This window comes from Demequina soli (genome assembly GCF_000971195.1).
Classification (GTDB): domain Bacteria; phylum Actinomycetota; class Actinomycetes; order Actinomycetales; family Demequinaceae; genus Demequina; species Demequina soli.
In genome coordinates this window covers 350,613-359,245 of the sequence record NZ_BBLZ01000001.1, presented here as the reverse complement: position 1 = coordinate 359,245, position 8,633 = coordinate 350,613, and the positions used below count along the sequence as shown (strand labels likewise).

Genomic DNA, 8,633 nt, shown 5'->3' with positions numbered 1-8,633 from the left:
GACGAGGGATACCTCGTCCCACCCGCCACATCTGTCATTGGAAGTCGGCCGCAGTTGGGGGACGAAACATCGTGCGCGTCGAGCCGAAACACCGCGTTTACCTATCGTCCGATAGAGTCCCGGCATGACGATGAACACCGCCCCTCGCACGGTCATGGTCGCGAACCGTGCCGAGATCGCGACTCGCATCTTCCGGTCCGTCAAGGAGTGGGGCGGCGACACGCTGGGCGTGTACACCGACGACGACCGCGGAAGCCTCCACATCGAGCAGGCCGACCGGGTCGTGAGGCTCGAGCGGCGCGGCGACCTCGATCCCTATCTCGACGCCGAGCAGCTGATCGACATCGCGCTCGCGCACGGTGTGTGGGGTATCCACCCGGGTTACGGCTACCTGTCCGAGAACGCCGCGTTCGCAGTGGCGGTCGAGGCGGCGGGGCTGGTGTTCATCGGGCCGACGCCGGAGCAGATCGCGCTGTTCGGTGACAAGCAGGCGGCGCGCGATCGCGCTATCGCGGCGCGTGTGCCCACGTCCGCGGCGACGCCCGAGCTCGTCGACGCCGACGACGCGCGCGCCCGGATCGCCGAGCTCGGCCTTCCTGTCATCGTGAAGGCCGCCGCCGGCGGCGGAGGCAAGGGCATGGCCGTGGTGCGCGACCTCGAGGAGGTGCCGGCCGCGTTCGACGGCGTGGCGCGCATCGCGGCGGTGGTCGGCGGCGGGGTGTTCGCGGAGCGCTACATCGAGCGCGCGCGCCACGTCGAGGTCCAGATCTTCGGCGACGGTGCCGGCGCCGTGGTCACCCTCGGCGACCGGGACTGCACGCTCCAGCGCCGCAACCAGAAGGTGGTCGAGGAGGCTCCCGCCTTCGACCTCGCGCCCGAGGTGCGGGATCGGCTGCATCGGACGGCTCGCCGCCTGGGGGAGAGCGTCGGCTACCGGAGCGCCGGCACGGTCGAGTTCGTCCTCGATGCGGACAGCGGGGAGGCGTCCTTCCTCGAGATCAACACGCGCCTGCAGGTGGAGCACCCGGTCACCGAGGCCGTCACCGGCGTCGACCTGGTCGACTGGATGGTGCGCCTCGCCGCGGGCGAGACGGCCTTCCTCGAGGCGCACGCCGAGAGCGGTGCGGTGCCGGTCTCCGGCGCCGCGGTCGAGAGCCGCATCTACGCCGAGGACCCGGCCGCGGACTTCCGCCCAAGCCCGGGCATCGTGACCCACGTCGAGCTGCCGGACGATGCGCGCGTCGACACGTGGGTGCAGGCGGGCACCGAGGTGGGGATGCGTTTCGACCCGATGGTCGCCAAGGTGATCACCGCCGGCGCGAGTCGCGCCGAGGCGTGGGAGCGGCAGGCCGTGGCGCTCGCACGCACGCGCATCGACGGTGTGCACACCAACCTCGCGCTGCTGCGCACGATCGCGGCCGACCCGACGGTCGCCGACGGCGCGCACACCACCGCGAGTCTCGGCGGCACCATCGTGGCCCCGCCGGCCGGGATCCGCGTCGAGGAGGCGGGTTTCCTCACCACGGTCCAGGAGGGTCCCGGCCGCACGGGCCTGTGGCATATCGGGGTGCCACCGTCGGGACCCATGGACGACCGCAGCTTCGCGATCGGCAACCTGATGCTCGGCAACGCCCCGGGAGCCGCCGGGCTCGAGTGCACGGTCGCGGGGCCCAGCCTGCGCATGGCGGAGGACGTGCGCGTGTGCGTCGCCGGGGCGCCCGCCGCGGTGGCCGTCGACGGACACCCGGTCCCGCAATGGGAGCCCATCGAGGTCAGCGCCGGGTCGCTGCTCACGGTCGGGCGCGTAGAGGCCGGGCTCAGGGTCTACGTGCTGGTCGCGGGCGGCATCGACGTCCCGCCGTATCTCGGATCGCGTGCGACCTTCACGCTGGGAAGGTTCGGCGGCCATGCGGGGCGCGCGCTCTTGCCGGGCGACGAGCTCCCCGTGGGCATCTCGTCGGTGCCGCCGGCGGACCCGGTCGGGATCCTGCCTGACCGGCCGACGATCGGCACGGCCTGGGAGATCGGGGTTCTCGACGGGCCCCACAGCGCGCCCGACTTCTTCACCCAGGAGGACGTCGACGACATCCTGTCCGCGAGCTACTCGGTCCACTTCAACTCCGACCGCACGGGCGTGAGGCTCGTAGGCCCGAAGCCGGCATGGGCCCGCGCGGACGGTGGCGAGGCCGGCCTGCACCCGTCGAACATCCACGACACCCCCTACTCCGTCGGTGGCATGGACTTCACCGGCGACACCCCTGTGCTGCTCGGTCCGGACGGCCCGAGCCTCGGCGGCTTCGTCACCCCCGTGACCGTCGCGAAGGCGGAGCGGTGGAAGCTCGGTCAGCTCGCCCCGGGGGACCAGGTGCGCTTCGTGCGCCTCGATCCCTCGATCCCTGACCTGGCAGGAGCGCCGCGCGGCGTGCTCGCGGACAGCGACGGCGTGGTGGTGCGCCGCCAGAGCGACGACAGCCTGCTTGTCGAGCTGGGTCCTCAGGAGCTCGACCTCATGCTTCGCGCGCGCGTCCATGTCCTCCAGCACCGGGTGTGCGAGGCCGCGTTGCCCGGCCTGCGCGACCTCACGCCGGGCATCCGCTCGTTGCAGGTGACGTTCGACGATCCCGCCCACGTGACCCGTGCGACGCTCGATCGGATCCTCGCGCTGGCGGCGGACGTGGCCGAGGCCGACGACCTGGTGGTACCGAGCCGGCGCGTGCGCCTGCCGATGTCGTGGGACGACCCGGCGACGCGCGAGGCGATCGCCCGCTACGAGGCGGGCGTGCGCGACGACGCGCCCTGGAACCCGTGGAACATCGAGTTCATCCGCCGCGTCAACGGCCTCGACAGCGTCGACGACGTGTACCGCACCCTGTTCGACGCGGAGTACCTGGTGCTCGGCCTCGGCGATGTGTACCTCGGCGCGCCCGTCGCGACCCCGCTCGACCCGCGGCACCGGCTGGTCACCACGAAGTACAACCCGGCGCGCACCTGGACCGCGGAGAACTCCGTCGGGATCGGCGGTGCCTACCTGTGCATCTACGGCATGGAAGGGCCGGGCGGCTACCAGTTCGTGGGTCGCACCACGCAGGTGTGGGACCGCTGGGCATCCTTCGCGGGCGCCGACCGCGCCGTCGACGGGTCGCGCCCGTGGCTGCTCGACTTCTTCGACCGCATCTCCTGGTATCCCGTCGAGGCCGATGAGCTCCTGCGCCTGCGCGCCGACTTCGCGGCTGGGCTGTGGCGCCCCGAGATCACGGACGGGGAGCTCTCGCTCGCCGAGCATGCCCGGTTCCTCGACGCGAACGCGGAGTCGATCTCCCGCTTCCGTACCTTGCAGCGGCGAGCCTTCGCCGAGGAGCGGGATCGATGGACGGCGACGGGGGAGTTCGACCGCGATGTCGAACCCGCGGCGCCCGTCGTGCCCGCAGCGCTCGCCGAGGGGTGCGTGGGCGTCGAGGCGCCCTTCGCCGCGAACGTGTGGAAGGTTCTCGTGTCGGAGGGCGAGCGCGTCGAGGCGGGGCATACGGTCGCGGTCGTGGAGGCGATGAAGATGGAGACGAGGGTCGTCACGGCGCACGCCGGAACGATCGAGGCGGTGCTCGCACCGGCCGGGGCGACGGTCGCGCCCGGCGACGCGATCGTGGCGCTGCGGACGGAGGCCTGACATGGTGCGCACCCTCGAGGGCCTGCTGCCGGTCAGCGGCGCACCGCTCGCGCTCCATCCCTTCGTCGTGGGCTACGAGCCGATGCGCGAGTCGATGTCGATCCACGGCGGCGACCAGTCGCGCCACCTGCTCGAGCCCGTCACGGCCGTCGCCGTCGAGTACGTCGACGGGTGGGTGCTCCTCGACACGGGCTTCAACGTCGCGGTCGTGCGCGACCCCGAGCGGCGTCGCGAGGTCTTCAACTACGACAGCTACACCGCGGTGGTGCCGCTGGGCGATCCGCTCCTCGACGCCGTGGCCGGGGCGGGGCTCGCGTGGCGGGACCTCGCGGGATGTGCCATCAGCCACATCCACCTCGATCACACCGGCGGGATCCGTCACGTCCCCGCGGGCGTCCCCGTGATCCTTCAGCGGCGCGAGCACATGTGGCTCGAGTCGGGCGCCGGCATCCGGGACGTGGTGCTTCCGTCCGACGTGATCGACGCGGGGGAGCGCGTGCGCGTGATCGACGGCGAGACGGTGCTCGCGTCCGGCCTGACGGCGCTCGACACGCACGGCCACACGCCGGGTCATCAGTCGTTCCGGGTGGAGCTCGCCTCCGGCAGGACGGTGGTGCTCGCGTGCGACGCAGCCGACCTCCTGGACAACCTCGACAGCCGGCGCCGGTGCTCGGTGGTGCCCGTCGCGGGTGCGGAGCAGGCTGCGCAGGATGCGGTCGAGAGGCTCGCGGACATGCGCGGACCGGGCGTCGAGGTCTGGCCGGGTCACGACCCCGCCTCCTGGCCGTGGGACGCGACGATGCGTGGGGAGCGCGTGCGGGTGGTGTGACCCCCGCGCCGGGCGGGGTTCGTCAGCGCTGCGCGGCGAGGATGCGCACCGTCGCCTGCTCGATCCCGTCGGCGACGGCCTCGGCGTCCAGCCGCGGGTCGTCGGCGCGGCGCAGGATCACGCCCTCGACCAGGGAGAACAGCAGGGCAGCGGTGGCCGCTGGGTCGTCCACGTCGGCGCGGCCCGCGGCGATCGCGCGGCGCAGCAGCGCGCCGTACGCGCCGACCAGCTCCTGCCGGAGCGCCTGGAAGGTCCCGAAGAGCGGCTCGTTGGTCTCGGGCAGCAGGTACAGGGCGCCGATGTTCGACGGACCCGACGCGAGCAGATGCACGTCGAAGCGGATCAGGGCCAGCAGCTGCTCGAGCGGATCCCCGGAGGCCTCGGCGAGCAGCTCGCGTGCCTTCTCGATCGACGGGCGCGTCGTCTCGATCAGGAGCTCCTTGAGCATCGCGGCCTTGTTGGGGAAGTGGTAGTAGAGCGACGGCTGCTTGATGTCGACCGCCGCCGAGATCTGACGCGTCGTGGTCGCGGCATAGCCCTGCTCGACGAACAGCCGCGCCGCCGCATCGAGGATCCGATCCCGCCCCACGGGCTCCTTGCCATGGGGGCGCGACCGGCGCGGGGCGTCGGCGATGGGGGAGGTCGTGTCGGTGTGCGTCATGGCGGATCGCCCCCACAGTAGCGCCTGCGCGCATCCGTCGAACGGGAGCCTCGCGCGCGAAATCGTGCGGAAACAAACGCGCTCTACACTCCGTGTGTACCTATCGACCGAAAGGTGATGCCGTGACCGACGATCTTGGAGCGGGGCGCCGCTCGGACACCGCGACGCTGGCCCAGGCGCGCGACGATGCGCGCGGGCGCGCCGATACCGCCGTCGAGGCCATGCCGTACCTCCCGCCGGCGACCTCGCCACACGTCCCCGCCGACGTCGATCCCGCGAGCCTCGTGTGGGCGGAGACGGTCGCGGGTCCGGGCTACACCCACATGACGGTGGCCCGCGGCACGCGGATCCGCCTGGAGGACCTGACGGGGGACGCGTGCGCGCACGTGGTGCTCCACAGCGCGCTCAACCCCGCCGAGCGCCTCAACGTCGCCGATACGCAGAAGATTCCGTGGCAGGCCTACCTCGGCACCGGGCATCCGCTGCTGTCGGGCGACGGCCGCGTCCTCGCCACGGTCGTCGCCGATGCGGCGGGCGGCCACCACGACGCGTTCTGCGGCGTGACCACGCTCGCCGGCAACGTCGCGCGCTACGGCGCCGGCGCCGCGCATACCGCGACGGCGGCCGGGCGGGAGCTGCTCCTCCTGGCGGCCGCGAAGCAGGGCCTGACGGCGCGCGACGTCCCGCCCAGCGTGTCGTTCTTCAAGGGTGTGCGGGTCGCCGCCGACGGCGCGCTCGACTGGACCGGGGGAGGCGGCGCCGGGGCGACTGTCGACCTGGTCGCCGAGATGCCGCTCACGATCCTCATCGCGAACGCCGTGCACCCCCTCGATCCCGCCGAGGCGTACCGCGCGGGCCCCCTCCGCGTCCACGCGTGGGCCGCCGCCGCATCGTCCCCCGCCGATCCGTGGTGGGGCGCGACGCCCGAGCGCACCCGCGCGTACCTCAACACCGACCAGTACCTGCTCGCAAGGGGGATCCGATGACCGTCACCTGGGCCACGCATGAGGCCGACTACTTCGATCGCTCCGAGCCCCTCGTGGCCGGCGTCGTGGTCGACGACCACGAGATCGCGCCTCGCGAGGGATGGTCGCTGGTGGTGCGCGCGGGTCGCGTGCTCACGCTCGTCGACGTCGGCGGCAACCAGTCCGGCGACTGCCTCATCTACGACGCCGCCGACCGCGACGTGCGCTACAGCGTGCAGGCGACGCTCGCCGCGCAGCGCAACGCCTACCTGGTCGATGGCGCCGTCCTGCGTGATCAGGAGGGCCACCCGCTCATGACGATCGTCGGCAATGAGGTCGACCGCCAGGACACCATCGGTGGGGCGTGCTCCAAGGAGTCGAACACGCTCCGCTACGGGCACCACACCCTGTTCCATCACGCATGCCGTGAGAACTTCCTGCTCGAGGGCGCGCGGCACGGCCTCGGTCCGCGCGACCTCGTGTCGAACATCAACTGGTTCATGAACGTGCCGGTCGAGCCCGACGGGACGCTCGGGATCGTGGACGGCATGTCGGGGCCGGGCAGGCGCGTCGCCCTCCGTGCCGAGCGCGACGTGCTGGTGGTGCTCTCCAACTGCCCGCAGGTCAACAACCCGTGCAACGACTTCAACCCCACGCCGCTGCGCGTCGTCGTGACCGACCCGGCGGTCGCGGCGTGACGGCGGCCGATGCGGTGGCGCGGTTCAGCGCTGCCGTCGTGGAGACGTCGCGTCCCGAGGCATGGATCCATGTCGTGGCCGCCGACGTCCTCGAGGCCGAGGCGGCGCGCGTCGACGAGGCGGTGGCCGGCGGCGCCTGCCTCCCCCTCGCCGGCCGGCTGGTCGCCGTGAAGGACAACATTGACGTGGCGGGCTGCCGGACCACGGCCGCCGCGCCTACGTTCGCCTATGTGCCCGGCGCCGACGCCGCGGCGGTGGCCCGCCTCCGCGCTGCAGGCGCGATCGTGGTCGGCAAGACCAACCTCGACCAGTTCGCGACCGGGCTCGTGGGCACGCGTTCGCCGTATGGCGCTGTCAGGCATGCGTCGCGCGAGGACCGCATCAGCGGCGGCTCGAGCTCCGGTTCCGCCGTGGCGGTGGCGCTGGGCCTCGTGGACCTTGCGCTCGGCACCGACACCGCGGGTTCCGGGCGGGTCCCCGCGGCGCTCCACGGACTCTGGGGCCTCAAGCCCACGCGGGGGCTTGTCCCGACGACCGGGGTGGTCCCCGCGTGCGCCTCCCTCGACTGCGTGACCGTGTTCAGCGCCGACCCCGAGCTGGCGGCGCTCGCGATGCGGGTCATGTCCGGACCCGACGCGGGCGACCCGCTCTCGGCGCGTCCCTCCGCCGCGCCGGTCCTCGCGTCCACCGCGCGGCGGCGCCTGGTGGTGCCGCGGGCGGCGGAGCTCGGCGACCTTGCCCCTGGTTGGGCCGAGCAGTTCGCGCGCGTCGTCGAGGCCGCGCGCGATGCGGGCCTCGACACCGTCGAGCGGTCGATCGTGCCCCTGCTCGATGCGGCGCGCATGCTCTATGAGTCCTCGTTCGTGGCCGAGCGTTACGCGGCGGTCGGGGAGCACCTCGAGGCGCACCGCGATGAGATAGGCGCCGAGATCGACCCGACCGTGGCCGGGATCGTCCTCGCCGGCGCCGGCCACACCGCGGCTGCGCTCTTCGCGGACCAGCGCGCGCTCGAGGGGTACCGCGCGGCCGCGACCGCGTTGCTCGCCGACGCCGCGGCCGTGCTCACGCCCACGACGACGTGGCACCCCACTCTCGCCGAGGTCGCGGCGGACCCGGTGGGCGCGAACTCGCGCATGGGCCGGTTCACCAACTTCGCCAACCTGCTCGACCTGGCGGCCGTGGCGCTGCCCGCGGGACGCGCCGGCGAGGACCGCTTCGGCGCGATGCTCACGGGCCACGCCTTCAGCGACGCGCGCCTGCTCCGGATCGCGCGCGACATCGCGGAGCGGGTCGACGCTCCTGGGGTGCTGCCCGCGGGCGACACCGAGCCCGAGCCCGGCGAGGTCGACGTGTTCGTCGTCGGCGCGCATCGCGCCGGCCAGCCGTTGCACCATCAGCTCGCCGATCGCGGCGCTCTCCTGGTCGGCGACGCGATCACGTCGCCCGAGTACCGGATGTACGCTCTCAGGACGGTTCCCCCCAAGCCGGGGCTCGTCCGTTCCGTCGGCCCCGCCGGTTCGGGCGGTGCGATCCGCGGTGAGGTGTGGCGGCTCCCTGCCGCGGGATTCGGGACCTTCGTCGACGAGATCCCCTCTCCGATGGCCATCGGCAACGTCGCCCTCGATGACGGCCGCGTCGTCAACGGATTCCTGTGCGAGCAGCACGCGACCGAGGGCGCGATCGACATCACCGCCTCGGGCGACTGGGTCCGCTGGACCCGTTCCCAGGCGGCCGAAACGCACTCGTAACACGGCCCGCGACTCAATGTAACTATTGACCGATAGGTTCGTCGTACCGTTCCCCCCAACGGTCCCGA

6 protein-coding genes are annotated in these 8,633 nt (G+C 72.8%); 5 read left to right on the top strand and 1 reads right to left on the bottom strand.

The genetic code is table 11. The annotated features are described in order from the left end of the window. Positions 1-124: 124 nt before the first annotated feature. Both AOM04_RS01735 and AOM04_RS01730 read left to right on the top strand, forming a co-directional pair. Positions 125-3,664 carry a 5-oxoprolinase/urea amidolyase family protein gene (locus tag AOM04_RS01735; RefSeq protein ID WP_062461336.1) on the top strand — a complete coding sequence of 1,180 codons (3,540 nt, stop codon included), beginning with the start codon at positions 125-127 and terminating at the stop codon, positions 3,662-3,664. Between the two features lies 1 nt (position 3,665). Then, positions 3,666-4,493 carry an N-acyl homoserine lactonase family protein gene (locus AOM04_RS01730; protein ID WP_062461334.1) on the top strand — a complete coding sequence of 276 codons (828 nt, stop codon included), beginning with the start codon at positions 3,666-3,668 and terminating at the stop codon, positions 4,491-4,493. A gap of 22 nt (positions 4,494-4,515) precedes the next feature. Here AOM04_RS01730 and AOM04_RS01725 read toward each other — a convergent pair whose 3' ends face one another. Next, positions 4,516-5,154, bottom strand: coding sequence for a TetR/AcrR family transcriptional regulator (locus AOM04_RS01725; RefSeq protein ID WP_062461330.1), 639 nt, complete (start codon positions 5,152-5,154; stop codon positions 4,516-4,518). Positions 5,155-5,276: 122 nt separating this feature from the next. Between AOM04_RS01725 and AOM04_RS01720 the strand changes: the two genes are divergently transcribed. The 3 genes from AOM04_RS01720 to atzF are packed head-to-tail and all read left to right on the top strand — an operon-like array spanning position 5,277 to position 8,565. Continuing rightward, complete coding sequence (locus tag AOM04_RS01720) at positions 5,277-6,140, top strand: urea amidolyase associated protein UAAP1 (RefSeq protein ID WP_062461327.1); 864 nt, start codon at positions 5,277-5,279, stop codon at positions 6,138-6,140. Next, positions 6,137-6,817 carry an urea amidolyase associated protein UAAP2 gene (locus AOM04_RS01715; protein WP_062461324.1) on the top strand — a complete coding sequence of 227 codons (681 nt, stop codon included), beginning with the start codon at positions 6,137-6,139 and terminating at the stop codon, positions 6,815-6,817. Before AOM04_RS01720 ends, AOM04_RS01715 begins: the two co-directional genes overlap by 4 nt. Continuing rightward, positions 6,814-8,565: an allophanate hydrolase gene (gene atzF / locus AOM04_RS01710; RefSeq protein ID WP_062461321.1), complete on the top strand. Its 1,752-nt coding sequence runs from the start codon at positions 6,814-6,816 to the stop codon at positions 8,563-8,565. The genes AOM04_RS01715 and atzF overlap by 4 nt, the downstream gene beginning before the upstream one ends. Positions 8,566-8,633 lie beyond the last annotated feature (68 nt).